10 protein-coding genes and 5 pseudogenes are annotated in these 16,748 nt (G+C 55.0%); 3 read left to right on the forward strand and 12 right to left on the reverse strand.

Annotation, left to right across the window (positions count from 1 at the left end; translation table 11 throughout):
* The 7 genes and pseudogenes from BMW76_RS38620 to BMW76_RS38660 form a co-directional block, all read right to left on the reverse strand.
* On the reverse strand, positions 1 to 1,261 hold a 1,261-nt coding region (locus BMW76_RS38620; protein WP_090873973.1), incomplete at its 3' end, for an ABC transporter substrate-binding protein.
* A gap of 119 nt (positions 1,262 to 1,380) precedes the next feature.
* On the reverse strand, positions 1,381 to 2,136 hold the full coding sequence (locus tag BMW76_RS38625) for an aspartate/glutamate racemase family protein (protein ID WP_090873974.1): 756 nt from the start codon (positions 2,134 to 2,136) through the stop codon (positions 1,381 to 1,383).
* 97 nt (positions 2,137 to 2,233) lie between these two features.
* Positions 2,234 to 3,601: an MmgE/PrpD family protein gene (locus BMW76_RS38630; protein ID WP_090873975.1), complete on the reverse strand. Its 1,368-nt coding sequence runs from the start codon at positions 3,599 to 3,601 to the stop codon at positions 2,234 to 2,236.
* 524 nt (positions 3,602 to 4,125) lie between these two features.
* Positions 4,126 to 4,887 carry a GntR family transcriptional regulator gene (locus BMW76_RS38635; protein WP_090873976.1) on the reverse strand — a complete coding sequence of 254 codons (762 nt, stop codon included), beginning with the start codon at positions 4,885 to 4,887 and terminating at the stop codon, positions 4,126 to 4,128.
* Between the two features lie 290 nt (positions 4,888 to 5,177).
* Positions 5,178 to 5,567, reverse strand: a complete 390-nt coding sequence (locus BMW76_RS42570) for a hypothetical protein (protein ID WP_090873977.1) — start codon at positions 5,565 to 5,567, stop codon at positions 5,178 to 5,180.
* Between the two features lie 1,738 nt (positions 5,568 to 7,305).
* Positions 7,306 to 7,449, reverse strand: a pseudogene (locus tag BMW76_RS38655) (IS6 family transposase); the annotation flags it as partial.
* A gap of 201 nt (positions 7,450 to 7,650) precedes the next feature.
* Positions 7,651 to 8,847 (reverse strand): M24 family metallopeptidase, encoded by a 1,197-nt coding sequence (locus BMW76_RS38660; RefSeq protein ID WP_218162590.1) that lies wholly within the window; start codon positions 8,845 to 8,847, stop codon positions 7,651 to 7,653.
* A 249-nt stretch (positions 8,848 to 9,096) separates the two neighbouring features.
* On the opposite strand from BMW76_RS38660, the pseudogene BMW76_RS40860 reads away from it, so the two are divergent.
* A pseudogene (locus tag BMW76_RS40860) lies at positions 9,097 to 9,205 on the forward strand (IS6 family transposase); the annotation flags it as partial.
* Here the strand turns inward: BMW76_RS40860 and BMW76_RS38665 are convergent.
* Positions 9,199 to 9,645 (reverse strand): annotated as a pseudogene (locus BMW76_RS38665) (IS4/Tn5 family transposase DNA-binding protein); the annotation flags it as partial. The pseudogenes BMW76_RS40860 and BMW76_RS38665 sit on opposite strands and share 7 nt — an antisense overlap.
* Before the next feature lie 122 nt (positions 9,646 to 9,767).
* On the opposite strand from BMW76_RS38665, the pseudogene BMW76_RS42365 reads away from it, so the two are divergent.
* Positions 9,768 to 9,956, forward strand: a pseudogene (locus BMW76_RS42365) (IS630 family transposase); the annotation flags it as partial.
* A gap of 201 nt (positions 9,957 to 10,157) precedes the next feature.
* Here BMW76_RS42365 and BMW76_RS38675 read toward each other — a convergent pair.
* From BMW76_RS38675 to BMW76_RS38690, 4 genes are all read right to left on the reverse strand, one after another.
* Positions 10,158 to 10,913 carry a GntR family transcriptional regulator gene (locus BMW76_RS38675; protein WP_090873978.1) on the reverse strand — a complete coding sequence of 252 codons (756 nt, stop codon included), beginning with the start codon at positions 10,911 to 10,913 and terminating at the stop codon, positions 10,158 to 10,160.
* A gap of 361 nt (positions 10,914 to 11,274) precedes the next feature.
* Positions 11,275 to 12,369: a DMT family transporter gene (locus tag BMW76_RS38680; RefSeq protein WP_245763570.1), complete on the reverse strand. Its 1,095-nt coding sequence runs from the start codon at positions 12,367 to 12,369 to the stop codon at positions 11,275 to 11,277.
* Between the two features lie 259 nt (positions 12,370 to 12,628).
* Entirely contained in the window at positions 12,629 to 14,257 is a 1,629-nt protein-coding gene (locus BMW76_RS38685; protein ID WP_090873979.1) for a pyridoxal-phosphate dependent enzyme, read from the reverse strand.
* On the reverse strand, positions 14,239 to 15,153 hold the full coding sequence (locus BMW76_RS38690; RefSeq protein ID WP_245763571.1) for a GHMP family kinase ATP-binding protein: 915 nt from the start codon (positions 15,151 to 15,153) through the stop codon (positions 14,239 to 14,241). The genes BMW76_RS38685 and BMW76_RS38690 overlap by 19 nt, the downstream gene beginning before the upstream one ends.
* 1,006 nt (positions 15,154 to 16,159) lie before the next feature.
* Between BMW76_RS38690 and BMW76_RS38695 the strand changes: the two are divergent.
* Positions 16,160 to 16,748 (forward strand): annotated as a pseudogene (locus BMW76_RS38695) (EAL domain-containing protein); the annotation flags it as partial.

Below are 16,748 nucleotides of genomic sequence, written 5' to 3' on the forward strand. Positions count from 1 at the left end.
AGATGTCCCAGAGCTTCGGGTTCCCGCGACGCTGTGTGAGCGTCGCCCAATCGACCACGTCGAGTTGAACCTTGAAGCCGGCCTCTTCGAGGCACGCCTTCGCCACTTCCGCCATCTGGTAGTGGAACTCGTACTGGTGCGAGGTCAGAATGCGCAGCGGCGCGCCATCGTAGCCTCCCTCCTTGAGGAGCTTGGCCGCTTTCTGTGGATCGTGCTGGTTGTAGACCTGCGCGCCTTCCTCGTTGTGCCAGCCGTAACTCTTCGGGTAGAGCGCGGCATCCAGGTTGTAGAATTTTTTGTCGCCGAAAGCCGCCTGCAGCATATCTGCCGGGCACAACGCCGCGGCAACAGCCTGGCGAAGCTTCAGATGGCTCATCGGGCCGGCTCGCAGGTTGAACGCAAAAAATGGCCAGCCGAGATCCGGGAGAAGGACTGGCGCGGATTTGCCGCTTTTTTGAAGCCGATCGTATGCTTCGATCGGAAGACCGTCGGCATAGTCGTACTGTCCAGCAACGGCACCCTCGACGCGCGTATTGTTGTCGGGGACCGGAATGAAATCGATCTCGCTCGGGAGCTGTTTACGCTCGCCGAACGTCCCATCGGCAGGTTCCTTGCGCGAGACATACCCCTTGAAGCGGACAAGCTTGATGTATTGATCAGCTTTGTGTTCCGCGAGACTATAAGGGCCGGTGCCAACCAGCGCAGTGAGCTGATCACCCTTGATGTTCTTCTGCGGCACGATGATGGCGGCCGACTCCGGGTAAGCGAGGAGCGCCAAGAGCGGTGCATAAGGCTCCTTCAGCTTGATCGAGATGGTATGATCGTCGGTGGCGTCGATCTTCTCTATACCAAAATTGGCCGAACCTTTGCCAAGCGTAGCTGCTCTCTCCCATCGCTTGAGTGAGGCGACCACGTCCTCTACCGTCATCTTTGTACCGTCTTGGAAGGTCACCCCCTTGCGGATTGAGATTGTGTAAGTCAGACCATCCGCGCTGGTCGTCGGCATGTTTTCGGCCAGCAGCGGGCGGACTTTCCAGTGCGAATCGAAGGTGAAGAGCGTCTCAAAGATGTGCTCGCTCGGGCTGGCGACCACGTCAGTCGTCGTCAGCAGCGGGTCCAGTCCGGGTGGTTCACCGATGATCGCGTCTGTAATGACGTCGTCCCTGGTGGTCTGCGCGAAGCTGAGCTGAGAGGCGAGCACTGCTGTGACAACTACCGCGCCCAATGTGATGCGCGCCAGCGCTTCTCTGGTGCTTCTCATGTTGATGTCTCCGTTACTTATAGTAGATGCCGATTCGCAAATGTCGGCCGTATCAAGCTAACTATCGATCAAAAGAGGGAAGACCTGACCGCCGTGGAGGGCGGCAGGTCGCGCGGCGACTATTGAAGCGCTGCCTTAGCAAAACTCAGGAGGTCGAGTATTGGAATAGCCGTCAGCGCACGGATGGTGTCTCGGAAGTCGGGCATTAACGTGCATTCGAGCACCAGTACGCCCACATCATTGAAGACGCCATCCCTGCCGAATGCCCCCGACAATCGGTCGCTCAATTGTTGCGCAATGCGCTCCTTGCTCCATCCGCATGGCGCTTGTTCACCGCATGGATCCAAGACCCATTTTTGAAAGTCAGGCAAATCGCGAATGGTCACGAAACGGAGCCGCTCGATGCCGGGGTACTCTTTCAGCAAAGGCATAAGGGGCACAGCGTCCCAAGTGATGATTCCGACGGGCAGTTTGGTCATGCGCAGAGCGAGATCGAGGAACTCGAGTGCGCTGGTCAGCACGGGGGTCGAGGTTTGCTCGTAAAGATGCTTGCGCGAGGCCCACATATATCCGCACCCGCCGATAATCATGTCGGTATGGCCGTCGAGCCGTTGTGCCGCTTCAAGGATGCCGCGGGCGGCCTCTGGCGTCGGGACCTTGTTCGCAGCTGCGTCGGCGCCCTTGGCAATCGTCTTGCACAACGGCACCGTCCAGTATGCTGGATCATCTACCGCAAAGGGCATCACTGGCCCCTCGTTGGCCGCCTCGGATGCGTCGCCGTCGTCCAGTTTGATGACGCCCAACAACGGCCGCTTTGCGGATGAATTTGCCCGCGGCACGGCCGTTTCCTTTTGCTCCGTTTCTGTAACTTTCATGGATTCGATTCGCTGATTCAACACGATAATGCTCGCAGCACGAGCGGACCATTGGCGCGCTGGCCAACGGTAGATTCGAGGGCTCCCCCTTTCTGCATTACGCGTCGATCCTCGCTGGTTTCGCGATTGTTTCGAGCAATGGCGCGATTTCTCCATTCAGTAGACAAGTGAACGCATGAAGCAAGTCTTCCTGCTGCCTCGCGTGCAGCACCTCGCGCGATGCCGTTCGAAACTTGCGTTCCAGTTGCTCCATCGACATCGGCGCGTCGGGGTCACAGGGCGGCCGCATCGTCGGTGACGAATACGTTTCGCCTGCGGTAACGACTTCCACACGGTTAAGCGCAATCCGCGGATACTTCGCGCTGTATTCCGGATCTGGAATGATCTCAACCTTTTCGGCAAGGGCGACAAGCTCCGGACGTCCAAGCAATGAGTCATCGATCGGCATCAATGGATCAGCGCCCAAAATTGCAACGATCGCCATGCAATAGGGAATGCTGTATTGGATGTCAGTCAGATTTTCAGGCCGGGTCTTATTGGACAGCCTCAGCGCGTAGTCATAGATATGGACCTTGATCGCAGTAATATCGCTCGCGTTGATGTTATGGTCTGCCATCATCGTTTCAAGCGCGCTCAGTGCTGCGTGAAAATGTCGACATGTCGCGTACGGTTTGAAATAATTCCCATTGATCTTCATTTCCTCCTCGCCCAACCCGCGAAGAATGAGCGCCGCGTCATAGAATGGCGGGTGATCGAGCGTATCAGTGAAGCCCGCATGACCAAGCCTGGCGAGGATCATTGAGCTATAGCCGACGACGGCACTCAAAGGAATGCCTTCCTTCACATCTGCCCCAAGCTCCTTTGTGTACGACGTTGCGACGAGATTGGGACTGTACACGGCGGCCAAGGCTATGCTATTGGCGATTTGGTCTTGCGAAGCCTTGAGTAGCCAACCCGTTGCCGCTGCAACACAAAACCCAGTCCACACCCCGGACTGGCCATTCCATCCTTTTTGTCCGTGGTCGCCTCGCGCGGCTTTAATCCTGATCCCCACCTCGTAGCCTATGGCGATCGCGCTCAGAACGTCATCGGCGGAAGCCCCGATTTCTACGGCGAGATTGAGCACCGCAGGGACGACTGCAGCGGCCGGATGTCCACGGGCCTCGCTGTGTCCATCATCCATATCGAGCACAGCCGCTGCAGAACTGTTGGCGAAGATTGCGCCGGCCGTTGTTGTCCGTCTCCCATCAAACCAGAGAGGGATTTCCCCATTCCCGAACAACGTCATACTGGCCTCGCGGGCCGCTACGACGCTCGGCGCATGCAGCCCGGCTACGGCGGCCGCGAGCGTATCAAGCACACACATGCCCGCGTGCTTTTTGGTTTTGCCGGGAATGTCGGAGGATTTCAGACTGCACACGTAGCGTGCAAGCAAACCGACTGTTGAGTCCGAAAGGCGGTTCATTTCGTTAGTTCCGGTAGGGAGAATTGGAAGACGGATTAGATATTCCAGATATACCAACTATATCATCGCGATCAAGCGTGTCAACCTAGGACCGTCACTAGCGGACGCGAATCGACGGCGAGAACCGCCGAGAGACCGCCGTTCTGATCGGCCAGTGGCGAAGGCTACGCTCCGCCGGTGCGGCTCGAGATTTAGCAAACGACAGAAATTGCTTCCGGTTAGAGTACGCTCACATATCAGCACAGTTGCTGCGCAGCCAGACCACTTGCTCCAAATCAAAGATGGCGCGCGACCCATCGCACGGTAAGCGCGAGTGCGACGTGCGGCGATGTTCTGCGAGCTTTGGGAAGATGTTGGCGGAGCTCAGGCGAGCTGAACTATGGCATGGCCTGTCGAATCAGATAAGGGGGCGCTGGAAGTCACAGAGCGTCGCCCAACAAGGGTTCACGCTCACGTCGGTGCGCCGGACCAGCGGGCCGGTTGCGATTGGCCGTATCTACAAAGAACGACCGTACGCGGGTGATTTACTTCCTTGCCTTCGTCATCTTCGAAAGCTGCAAGGAATTGAGCTTGACCGAGCAAGCCAGCCGGTCGAAGGGTGACTCGACAATGCCAATGACAAACATCGCCGGATCTTTGCTCTTGATGTCGTAAAGTCGGCGCAGGGTCGGGTAGCCATTCGGGACCGAGAATATCCGTTGGGCGTCCGCCGAGGCGGGCGACGCATCGATGATTATCGAGACGTCCTCGATGTCAACGTTATGCCGCCGGAGTGCATCAACTATGTAGAGTTCGCCGAACTCATCAACGATTTCGTCTGCGATATGGGTGGGCACGTACGACGAGTCATACATGATTGGCACCCCGTCTGCATAGATCACCTTGCGAACGCAAAGTAAGACCTTGCTCGGAACGTTGAAGACGCCCAAGGCTGGGTCAGTGATCCTTTCTTTCGTGATTGACACCAGTTCGATCTTTGTATCGAAACCATGCCGCCGTGCATCGTCCTGGGACGACATACATACATCGACCTCTCGAATAAAACGGCGGCGATCCTTGACGAAGGTTCCCTTACCAGGGATCGAAGTCAGCACCCCCGCGGACTGGAGATCCCGCAGCGCGCGCTTTACCGTGATCGAACTGACGCCGAACTCTTCGCCAAGTTGCGCGGTCGACATGATCGCATCGCCCGGTTTATATATTCCATCGGCGATCCGTCGCGAAATCTCAGCGCGCACGACTTCGTGAAGAGGCGAACCGTTTTGGGTCAAAACACGTGTGTTCATCTAGAAACTCTGTTCGTTGCTGAAGACCGGGCCCGGATCGCTCTCGCCCAACAACAGTGTTGTCATGCCCGATACCGGTAAGACCAGGTATAATAGCACTTCAATGCCTTGCATCGCTCGTTTTGAAGCCTAGGGATGAGTTGAACTTCGGCCCCTTCGGCCGAAGCCCCAACGATAAGTAGGCGGTCGCTTCGTCCGGTGGGGAATTCTGAAGTGCGAGGAAGTGACGAGGCCGGTACGACTGTCGGGCTCTTACTCGGATGCCTGCCGCCATTCCGCGAACGTTCTGGTTAGGAATTCGTACTCGATGATGAGATTGTTGTTGTATGACGGGCGGAAAGTTTGTCGTGCGGTGGCGTTTTGGATCTTTGAATACGCTCGCTGGCAACAAAGCGTATCAATCGGTTGAACCCGAAAGACGCTGCCATCGAGTCCGGGCCATTGCGCGCTGTCGTCGCCGATAACGGCAGCAGGACGCCGAGGCACGCGAGATTGCTGCGATGAGTCCGCTCAAAGCTGTGCGCGATGACAGTCTGCACGCCGAGCAGACGCGTGCCCTTCGTAAGCTGAGTCGCGGCTTGATCCGGTGTCGTGCTCCTCGACGCGAGGATGATCGTGGGCGTGAATACATCGATGTAGCGGCGCGGGGCATCATCGGAAATCGTACGCGCTCGCCGCATCGGCCGATTCCGCGCGTATGGGCCTTCGCATCGACGCCGGAAGATTCGGAAACAGCGAGTGCCGTTCGCAGGAGCGTGTCTATGTTCCGCCGCACGTCAGCGCGCACGGAACGCGATGCAGTTCCATCATTCGGTGACCTGTTGGTCTTGCTGCTCAATTCACTTACCCCTTGTTATGTGGAGCAATGTTCCGCATAACCCGCAACCGGAGCGGCGTTCCGCTTTTATTCTAACGTAAGCGGATCGCTCCGGCCCATCATTTCGAGTGGAGCAACCAGGCACAGCACTTCCATCGCACTCGTCAACGGTGCAAACAAAGGAATTGGATGTTGCCCCGGTAACCACGCTCGCCCACCATCGCATACAGGCGGCTCGCCGAGCGAAGGGAACTTGCTCAGCGTCTCATGGATGAAGGGCAGATTGGGGTCTCTTCGCGAGGGCCCCTGCACTGCGCCCAGCCGTGGCAAGCCTGCCTGGGCAAGCACACGCTGCACTGTGCCGCGATGCCGACGTCGTCGATGTCGATGTCGATGGCTCTACTGGCTTTGACATCGACATCGACATCGCTTGTCGGCATGCGCAAAACGTCCGCGCCGGCCGCGCTGGTAGCGGCGGCCAGCCTCCCGCTGACTGGCCCGACGCGAAGCCAAAGAGCAGTCGCGACCGCAGTAGAATCCCTTGTGGAGGTGCGGCGCCGGACTGGACTTGGCGGTTGAGGCCGGCGCTGCGCCTGTTGTTCTTCTTTGGCAAACGCCTTTCTACCATGAGGACGGCACGCCCCGATGCAGGGCACGTCTGCAGTCGCCCTACTGGCTCCCTTCGCCGTGCCCTGCATCAACATCCCGGTCACGATGTGTTGATCACTTCCGCGAGTTCTTTTTTCGCTCGCGTCACGCCGCCTCTATGTAACGCCGCCAGATTTGTGCGGATTTAGACCGCCATTCGACACGCGGTCGCGAACAATCGTTGGCCTAACGGGTGAATATGCCAGTGTTCGGGCACTGGGCTCAAATGAGACTATCGTGCATGACAATCCGGCCGGTAATGGCAGACCGCGTGGGAGACGGAAGTGTATGGTACCGGTACTCATATCAGCGAGGCTACGCATCGGCGGTGATGGGTTCGGTCGATCACAATGCATGTTCTTCAACTCTTTTGTTATAACACCCAGGAACAGCGATTTAGGCTTTGCGCGGTCGCGTCTTCAGCAGATATCCGAGAACTCCATACACCGTTAGTCGTCCGGCAACGCTTTCGTTCGAGCCAGGGAATCCGGTCCTTAGGGTTGACCTCCCATCCGCCGCTAGCTGACATCAGCGTCGTCGACGCGGTTGATCAGCGCGGACAACGAGTTGTCGCGTGCTGTCGAGTCCTCATTGTCCGGAGCGTGCCCGTGCAAACAGCTTTCCTGCAGGTGTCGTGCCATGCACGCCCGCATTCTACACAGCGCTTTTCATTTCTATTTATCCCCTGCATTCGTTGTGTACACATCAAATATCGTCGTGTCATCGTTACGATAGAGCATCCACGATCGTGTATCAAAAGCACTCAGCTCACCTTTTGTGTCGGGGGCGACACGAGTTTGATGCATGGTCCATCGGAGAATTGCGCTCTATTCCGTTGTTAACCAGTCTGCATTACGCGGGCATGCTATGGTGCGACGCAAGACGGAACCGGTACCGAGCGAGACAAGCGCCCTGTCGGCCAGTGGCACGGACTACGGCGAAGAGTCAATCGCTCAGGAGACAGCGGACGGATTTTGAGCCATGCCGGTGAATTCGCGCCACGCAGCGAATCGAGATGCGAGTTGTTTGCGATAGAGCGAGGCACGCAGCAAGTGTCGCTTGAGCGCGAAGTGCTGCCGGATCAGGCCGAAGCTCGAGCGCCGACAGCCGTGCCCAGTTGTTTCGTCGTGGATGCGCGAGTCTAATCGATTTTCGAATGTGAAGACGTCGCCCCGGCCATAAAATGGCCTAACGCTCCGGACGATCGTACGCAAGTGACTCCCGCGCCCCCGCACTCGTCGCTGGCGTAGCATCTTCCGATTCGGGAGGCAAATACCTCCTTACTGTGGCCTGCGGGATTACTCCACCACGTAGAGCTCGCGCGGTAGTGTTGTAAGCCGTTCCGGACCAGATTCGGTGACCAGCATGGTTTCACTAAAAGATATACCGTTGGCATTAACGACCATATGAAAAATCATTCCAGGCTGGAGAATCCATGTATCATTTGCCATGAAGTCACACACTTCCCACTCACCCGATACGGGAGGAAAGCCGATCCCCAACGAATAACCGATCCGCGGCAGATACGTCTTTCTCAACCCAGCCTCTAGCACGGGCTCCCGCACTGCGGCATCAACGTCGCCCGAGACGGCACCGGGTTTCATCAACTGAAAGGCTCGATGTTGGCAGGTAATTAGCAGTTCAGACACCCTCAGAACTTCGTCCGAAGGCTTGCCCATGATCGCCGTTCGCATCAGTGCGGCGTGATATCGGTTTACTGATCCGGTTATCTCGAATTTTAGAAGGTCGCCACGCTCGATAACCTTCTCCGTTGGCGTGGAATGACCTCTACGAATCCGCTCGCCCGACGACACGTAGTTCGGTAAGCTTTGGTACTCTGTACCGGCCAAGATCTGCTGTTCTTGAATAGCTGCGGCGATCTCAAGTTCTGTTTTCCCGACAGCGAGCGCTTCCAGGCCAGCCTTCATTCCAATATCGACCGTCCTCGCGGCACGACGAGCGTATTCGACCTCTTGTGGGGATTTGATGAGTCGCAGTCGATTGACCAGACCCGACGCGTCGATTAGCGTATTTGGTTGCGCGGCCGCGCTAATTTTTTCATAGTCTCGAACTGGCAGATTGAAGCAACTCTTTTCGAGGCCAATAGCCCGGTCGGCATTCGTCCAGCCCAATTTATTTAACCATTTTCCTGTGACCACGGCTGGATCTTCGATATCGAGGTATACCGCTTGATGGTCGATTTCGAGCCACGAAAACACATCTGCATGTAGACGCTCCGATTCCCTCACTAGCAGCAAAGGCTCGCCTTCCGCAGGAATGAACAACACTTGATATGCGAAATACCCCGACGTGTGATAGCCAGCCAAGTAGCAGATGTTGTGGGGTGAATGCACCAAAAGCCCAACCAGGTTACGATTCTGGACCTCCGTTTGAACCCTTGCCAGTCGATGTCGGTACTCCTCGGTCGTGAACGCCACGTTTGTTCCAGCCACATCTTTCTCCTTGTTCAGTTGCCTAATATATTCAATGTTCACCTTGCGTCTGCATGCCCTACAGCGCACCGCACTTCTGGGGCCTTACGATATACACTTGACGCTCGTTCGATCAGCCCGCGCCTGCTGTTGCCTTAAAGGGCATCACATACTCAGGTGACCTTTCCAACCGAATAAAGTTGCCCATGCGGATACACGCGGCTCGATGTCCAAGAGTTCCGACCTGGCGTTGGCGGCGGTACGGCGTCACGGCATTGTCACGTTGCTAACTGAGTCGGGTAAGATCTGGCGATGCAGAACACCAAATCGCTTTATCGCGGCCATCGCTTCCCCGCGATCGTCATCAGTTGCGCCGTGCGCTGGTACTACCGGTTTCAGTTGATCCTGCGCGACGTCGTCGCGCGGCTCGCGTGCCCACATCCAGGCGTTCATGACACCCAGCGCCTCGCGATCCAGTGTGACCGCATAGGTCGCGTGAAGATACATGCCCACCTGCGCTTCATAACTGAGCGGGCCGCCTCCCTCGATGTCCTGGCCGTTGAAGGTCAGCTCGGTCGTGTCAGCCACGCACAGGACTACCGGTTACTCACCCATGCGCGCAGCGGTGCGCTCCCAGTGCGGCTGCATCATGTCGCGCCAGTCGATGTGCTCATTGCCCAGAAAGCGGTACGCCGCCATGGTCTCGGCCCAGCCCTCACAGGCACCCGGAATACTGGCCGTGGGACGCGCGGCAAACCGCTTTAGTAATTCCTTCGCGCGACGATCCCGCCTCGGGTCGCCCAGATCCCGTGTTTCAAATTCCTCGTCCACCCACGCTCCCGGCTCATTACGAATCTGCATTCGAAAAGTCGAGAGTAAACGCGAAATTCCGGCCGTTAACAATCCCCGTCACGCCGGTGCATCGCTCAATGCGTTTTCGGATAAACGTCTGCTACTGCACCACTTCTGTATAACGAGATGGGCTCAACCAGGTGGAGAACTGGTTCTCGCGCATCCAGCGCGATGTTATCGCGCGCGGCATCTTCATTTCGGTGAAGGATCTGGATCGCAAACTGATGCATTACATTCGCGAGCACAACAAGAACCCGAAGCCGATCAAGTGGAAATATGACGATCCTTCGCGTCGCATTCGAGCGGTGCCAATTCAATGACGCAGCGGACTAGTGCCGGTGGATACGACCCGATCAGGTAAACTTTCCGGAGTTAAGACACCCGGCCTCTCGCCGGTAAAACGCTCACTTGATATAGCGCGTTCCATAAATTCAAATAGGCAGGTTATTCATCGCGCTGGCCAACGGGAGATAGCTGTAAGCGATATGGTAACGATGAATGCGCGTATCGTTTGCAAAAGCTCATTTTTTTTTATCGATTTTCGAAAATTGCGAACTGACGAAACCAATCCGGCAGGCTAACCGATCGAACGGCGATTCAACTACGCCAAAAACCGACAAAGTCGAATTGTTAGATTTGTAGAGTCGTCGCAACGTTGGATAGCCATTTGGAGCTTGGAATACCTGCTGAGCTTCCCGAGAGGCAGGCGCCGAATCGATGATAAGCGAGATATCCTTGACATCGACGTTGTGTCGCCGGAGCGCATCAATGATGAAGCATTCACTAAACTCGTCGATTATCTCATCCGAAATGTTCACGGGAAGAAATGACGAGTCGTACATAATAGGCACCTCGTCAGCGTATATCACCTTGCGAATGCAGACGAGAACTTTATCCTGCGGATCGAAAATGCTTAGCGTCGAGTTACTGACCCTCTCCCTTGATATTGAAACTAATTCTATCTTCGTCTGAAAGTCAAGCCACCGTGCATTGTCTAAGGATGATGACATACAAACATCCAATTCTTGGATAAAGCGACACCGATGTTTCACAAATGTCCCTTTCCCCGGCATCGATGTCAACAGACCGGCACATCGGAGATCGCGCAAGGCTCGTTTGACCGTGGTAGAACTCACGCCGAATTCCGCGACAAGTTGCGCGGTCGACGTGATCGCATCACCCGGCTTGTATACCCCGGCAGCGATACGTCTCGATATCTCTTCGCGTACTATCTCGTGAAGACTCGATCCATTATTTGGCAATGAAATTTTATTCATCGGTATCAGAGTTTCCCATGAAGACCTATGCTTGTAGCAGATTCTTTCTAGTGCACCATAACTCAAGCGCCAATTCGACGCGACAATCATTTAGCATTCTCGCAAGTAGCAATCTCCGTCACTATGACTCTACTGGTTCAGACCATTCGGCTCCCAGAGTGCCGAATTCCCCGACTACAAATTCGGACGCTATCGTCGGCGTATATCACTTGCGGACCTTGCGCCTACCCTCGTCACTTCACTCGGCATCCTTCTCAAAGTCTTCGATAGTCGTTAGAGTACTACAACTTGCCGTACCTTCGGACTACTACTGCTTAATCATCCGTTTCACGCGACTCCGCGCTGCTGCCGATCGGATGGCTCAACTCGCATCGGACCGCTTGTCCGACATACAAAGATAGAGTGCGGTTCCGATGATTACCACGAATCCAACCGCGGTTTTTGCAGAAATCGCTTCGCCCCAGATCAGATACTCGAAAACGATTGCCCATACGACGCCGAAGTAGCCGAAGGGAGCCAAAAGTGACGCGGCTGCGTTTGAAAGCGCGACGGTTAGCAACAATTGTCCTACTCCACCAGTCAGCCCTATCAGCACCATGTATCCCAGATCCCTCTCATTAGGCATCACCCAAGCGAAAAGAAGTGACATCCCGCTAAGAATTGTAGAAATTACATTGGAATAGAAAACGATTGTTACCGGACTTTCGGTTCTCGAAAGGTTCTTGACCTGAATAATCGAAGCCGCGCCAAATAGAGAGCTAAGCAGGACTAGACTCACTCCAGAAATCGACCCCTTAATTTCGGTGAGAGGCAATGAAACCATGAAAACTCCGATAAACCCAGCAATCGAAGCTAATGCTATCGAAAATCGAAAACGCTCTGACAGGAAAACGACGGCAAGTAAGTAAATGAAGATCACTTCCGTGTACTGCAGTGCCACAGCGGTTGACAGCGGCAGACGAACTAAGCCAGCAAAAAAAAGGAGGCGCGCGCTCAACGCGGTGATCGCTCTAAGAAAATGCCCCAAAAGACGACGCATTCTCAATTTTCTTTCAAAAACACCTAGACGTCCAAGCATGTACGCAGCGGGAAGTAATCCGAACAACATCCGAAAGAATGTCATTTCATTTGGTGGGTACCGGGTCGAAAGAAGCCTCGCAAGCGCATCACTCACCGCAAAAAGAAACGTCCCGCATGACATAAATGCAATTGCGCGTAAAGCTACACTGGAAAAACGGTTGTCGCTCACAAACATATCGCCAAGCCTCTTCAATTCATCAATGAGATGCAAATTCGCGAAGTGTCTTTCGATTTGCTGATGTACAGTTCTTAGTTCGCTGACTGAAGCGTCGATGCGTATGGCGTCGTGTGAATCCTCGTAATGCCAACTCCCTTTAGTATTGAGATGGCGTACCGCGCGGATGTGCTGCCGCATCCGTTCGTGTGCCTGCTGCATCGAGTGGCTCGATCCTTCGCATGGCCTTAGCCAGACTCCATCGTCCCCGTGCCCCGTTGCAGTGTGTATTCTGGTCCCACAATCACGAATGCCATCACGACTGGAGACATGAATCGTAAGCTCAGCAACGTGCTCTGCGAGCCTGCAGCGGGCGCCGATCGCATAAGAGTTCTGCACGATGAATTACGTCCGATCTCGCTTAGCTACGGCGACAACTGAGACTACCCAAAACTTCGGTTCTGAATATCACATAACTGCCTTACTTTAATATGTACTCGAAAACATCTTGAAGACCAGTAGGTCCGCAATAATTGATACCTGTATCGTGAAAACCCGAGTTGATGTAAACTTGCCTCCCTATCGCGTTGCGCTCATTGACAGCTAGCATGAGACGAGGTGCATATGGCTTATTTAATCGAATCCAATGAACCATCAACCCGACGGCGGCCTTACCATACCCATTGCCCTGATATGCTCGGTCAATGCGAAAACTGTGCAAAGTGATGGCGTCCGATGGTGCCCACTCCGGCAATGCGGCATTTTCGCGGAGGACAAAAAAACCAACGACTTCTTCCCCGACCGTCACCGAGAACGGGTGCTCATTTTCGGGATGAGCACCGCATTGGAGTTCTTGGAACACCGCGTACAACGGCTCCACAAACTGCCTTTGCTCCGGCTTCAACTCAAGGTGCGCGACGCTCGCGCCGTCAAAGCGTGACAAGGCCATTAGCGTTGCACCTTGCGTTACTTGAAAGACGTTAGAGGCCTTGCGTTGCCCGTCCGATTCAAGTTCAGACGAAGATAGGGCTGCTGCCATCTCCCGCGGAAACGCCAGCGATTTCGTGCCCCTTCCTTCGACGTGCTCAGAAAGGACTTCGTCGAGCGTTCGCCTGTTCCAAGCATAAGTCGACCAGACGGTCAGTTCCTGAGTAGGCGCTTCGATAACTACCGGTTGCAGCGGCACTGACGCGGGCCAATCAGGTATGGATGAGAGCCAGTCCTCGTTATAGACCGTCTCCGCATAGCGATGTCCCTCGTCTGGAAAAATCGCCACGACCTTATTGTCTGGGTTATTGTGCGACCACCACTCGGCTACTTGATATGCCGCACCGCTAGTGGGACCCATAAATAGACCGTGGTCTCGATGCAATCGATGAGTGGCTTGGTACGCCTCGGTCGGCGTAATCCAATGTATCTCGTCGAACTGCGTGTGGTCGACATTGGAAGGTACAAACGCGCCACCGAGACCGCTCAGGCCGATCGGTTTTCCGCTGGATTGGCCGAACAGAACAGAATTTGGGGTATCGACACCAATTGCCCGCAATTCGGGAAACAGTGCACGTAGAAACCTTGTTGTGCCGCACATCGACCCGCCTGATCCAACAGGGCCGACCAAACAGTCGATCCTTCCTATTCTCTCGATTAAGGTTTCCGCAAATTTTCCATACGAGTGGGGATTATCTGGATTGGAGTACTGCGAAGGCCAATAGCTGCCAGGGATTTCCTCCAGATATTTGGCTAGGCGATTCAACCGAGCTTGCTGAAGGCCGCCGCAGCGTGCGGGGCTGTCGACAATTTCCACATGTACTCCAAGCTCCAGGAGTCTTCCGTGAAGATGCCGGTCAAGCCCCCAGTCGCTAACGAGTATTAGCTTGTATCCATACTGCACTGCAAGCATGGCCAGGGCAAGACCGAAAGTACCTGATGACGACTCGCAGATGGTGCACCCGGGGTTTAACTGCCCCTGTTCCGACGCGCGTTCCAACATGTATCGCGCTGGCAGTAGCTTCATAAGAAAGAAGCTGGCGCCATAGAAATCGTTGCTCAGTTCAATGATTCGAGGATTTTCGAAATCCTCTAAATTTCGCATTAGGACACGATCGAACATTTTTCTTTTCCACGAACTGGTTGAGTGTATGCGATGGGCGGTTCAAAACCCGCACCTTCGAGATCGCGGGCGGCCAACTCGATACGTTCAGCGGTTCTATCGTCCGCAGGGTTAAACATCAAGCCAACCACAGTTCCACTATGAGCAACCTGCACACCGATTGCGCCATGTCTACCACCTATTTCTTCAATGCGATCCAAGTACAGTTTTGGCAAGAATCGCTCGTTGATGCGAGCGCTCGCGGTGGCGACGCGGCCGAGCAAGTTAAGGTCGGAATTGTTGATAGCTTGACGTAGAAGCGCCCGCAGTGAACGAAACTTTTCAATCTCTACATGGCTATACTCAGCCGGTTTGAATGTAAGAGTGTCGATCGCCTTTGCCGCTGCTGCATCGACACTGATAAGGTCGATGTAGGGCAGTGAATTCTTGAAGGCTTCAATTACGAATCCCTCACGTTGGGCGAAAAGAACGGCCTGCTGAGAAAACAGCGTGGAGTCACATGCTGTCTCGGCATCCACGGCAATCTGCATCACCCGATTGATTGATGTTTCAACGTTCAAGTAGTCCATGACGGCTAGTATCGTGGCCACAACATCTGCAGTAGACGACCCCATGCCACGTCCAACCGCGATGTTGCTACTAATCGCTAGATGCCCGCCACTTATTGCTTGTCCGAACGTCTTGAGCGTAAGCTCAGCAGCCCGTTTCGCCTTTGTACAACGTCGTGGACTAACAGAGACGTCTAACTCGCCATTGTCAGAAAATTTCGCTTTTGAGGTTAACTTGCGACAGGGCAACGAAACTAGGCCGCGGTGCAGTCGCCCCCCCTCACCCTCAAATACTCCCTGTATAAGTTCACCGTGATGCCCAATGGCTTCACCAGATCCTTCTTTCATATCCGAATTTTCCTGTTCCGATTCCAATCGTGGGTGTCTACGGGTGAGACCGTTCGGGACTCGAACCGATCGGGAACCTGCATCGCCGCCATCGAGCGATGTCATAGCTGCAGTCAGTAGTCTTCGAAATGTCGATCACGCTCGAATCAAGGGCCTCGAAAACTTCATCGAATAGCGCCAACGGAGCTTCCAAGATCCGTCGATAACGATGCAGAGCCTATGCCCCGAACCTAACTAACCTACTCCGGATTCCTGCATATTCTAGTGACGTGGTCGATTTGTCTATACGGCCTGCACCGCAGAACGCGATCTCCCGAAGTTGACACATTGCCGTTCTCCAGATCAAAAAAAAGCATAGAAGGCTTTGCGCGCGAAGCATGCAAAGCGGCCACGTGCGCCACGTGATACATATCGCACTGACCCATGTGTATTAATTCGATGCATTTTTCGGGCCATGTCCGCCTGAATGCGCCGAGATCTTACGCGCACCTAGCTTAAGGCACCGTTTCCAGATCACTCGGACGGACTCTACGGAGGTCGGATTCGCGACAAAGCAATGCTTGTTTGTCGCAAACAATACTGCAGGCAGTGATACTCGCCACGCTTGGCCAGGATTTCGCTGCGTAGTCGTGCTTTCAGAACGTGCAGTTCGGTTTCACTCGTTGTTCCCTTGGCCCAAGCAGGAGTCGATCATTGAAGCTCGCCGGATCGTATATCTCGCCCGTGGAGAACCTGGCTGCCATCGATAGCTGGAGCATCGACCGATGAGGCAGCTGGCGCACTGCTCGTCCCGTCGATGACGGCTGCGAACACCGATGCAACAACCGTCAAGACGCAATAAAGGAACATCGCGTACACCGATACATTGCTACCGGAATACCACACAGGGCGAGTCTGGCGCTCGCCCTGTTTCATCAGCTTTGGTCAACACCCCCTTTCCACCTCCCGCTTTACCATTGCGAGGGTCATTGCCGTAACTGCGGCCGATCTGCAGACGGGTCAGTGGGTGGGTGCCGAGGCGCTCCTGCGCTGGCGGCATCCGCGACTGGGCGTAATCATGCCGGGCACATTCATCAGTGAGATAGAGACAACTTCTGTCATTGCTCCCCTGACCGACTTCGTACTCGCCACGGCGCTGGCTGAACTTGAGTCCTGTGCATTTCCGGATGGCTTTCGCGTGAACGTGAATCTCGCCCAAAGCATATCGGGATGCACTGTTTTCCACATGACATCAGTGCAACGCTGAAACAGAAACAGACCCGCTTTCAGGTCGTACTCGAGATCACGGAGCGCGGATTGCTTGAAGGTCTGGCTGCCAGCTACGGGAATCTGATGAGCCTCAAGACGCACGGCGTGAAATACGCGGTAGACGATTTCGGCACCGACAACAGCAATCTCGCACTCCTGCAACGGTTTCCGTTCGACTACATCAAGATCGACCGGCAGTTCACGCTCGGCGCGGCCAGTCAGGGCCGCCAACTGGTCGAGGGGATTGCTTACCTCGCAGGCAAGCTTCATCTCACGGTGGTCGCAGAAGGCGTCGAGGAGGCCGAACAACGTGATGCACTCAGGGAGATCGGTATCGGGTTCGCCCA

The sequence above is a fragment of the Paraburkholderia diazotrophica genome (assembly GCF_900108945.1).
GTDB lineage: Bacteria > Pseudomonadota > Gammaproteobacteria > Burkholderiales > Burkholderiaceae > Paraburkholderia > Paraburkholderia diazotrophica.

Bases quoted from the DNA above. Each gene is read 5' to 3' on its own strand.
- BMW76_RS38625 (WP_090873974.1), bottom strand. From the start codon at position 2,136: ATGAAAGTTACAGAAACGGAGCAAAAGGAAACGGCCGTGCCGCGGGCA.
- BMW76_RS38630 (WP_090873975.1), bottom strand. From the start codon at position 3,601: ATGAACCGCCTTTCGGACTCAACAGTCGGTTTGCTTGCACGCTACGTG.
- BMW76_RS38635 (WP_090873976.1), bottom strand. From the start codon at position 4,887: ATGAACACACGTGTTTTGACCCAAAACGGTTCGCCTCTTCACGAAGTC.
- BMW76_RS42570 (WP_090873977.1), bottom strand. From the start codon at position 5,567: ATGCGGCGAGCGCGTACGATTTCCGATGATGCCCCGCGCCGCTACATC.
- BMW76_RS38675 (WP_090873978.1), bottom strand. From the start codon at position 10,913: ATGAATAAAATTTCATTGCCAAATAATGGATCGAGTCTTCACGAGATA.
- BMW76_RS38680 (WP_245763570.1), bottom strand. From the start codon at position 12,369: ATGCAGCAGGCACACGAACGGATGCGGCAGCACATCCGCGCGGTACGC.
- BMW76_RS38685 (WP_090873979.1), bottom strand. From the start codon at position 14,257: ATGTTCGATCGTGTCCTAATGCGAAATTTAGAGGATTTCGAAAATCCT.
- BMW76_RS38690 (WP_245763571.1), bottom strand. From the start codon at position 15,153: ATGAAAGAAGGATCTGGTGAAGCCATTGGGCATCACGGTGAACTTATA.